General features: G+C 51.4%; 1 protein-coding gene. It reads right to left on the bottom strand.

Going from position 1 to position 280, the window contains the following annotated elements; translation table 11 throughout:
• Positions 1 to 280: 3'-5' exonuclease (locus RMT89_RS42560; RefSeq protein ID WP_315889122.1), on the bottom strand; the 280-nt coding region annotated here is incomplete at both ends.

Here is a 280-nt window from a genome sequence, read left to right as displayed (position 1 = left end):
CCACGCCAATTTGCCACTCGCACATCGTAATATCGAACGACGAACCGTTGCCCCATGGCTGAACATCGCTGCCAAATTGTGAAGCGAATTTTACGAATTCTGACCAAACCTTTTCAGCAGAATGACGACCTCGGATCATTCCTTTCCGGGCCGCATCGCTTTGGCCAAACCACCATTTCAGCGTATCGCCGTCCACTTTACCGTAACGAACTGCGTCAGCCATATCGATAGCGCCATCGAATGTCGGTCCAAGCTTGCCGGTGGCAGGATTGAAGAAAAC

This window comes from Streptomyces sp. P17 (assembly GCF_032436805.1).
Taxonomy (GTDB): Bacteria; Actinomycetota; Actinomycetes; order Streptomycetales; family Streptomycetaceae; genus Streptomyces.
This window is presented reverse-complemented; position numbering and strand designations above follow the sequence as displayed.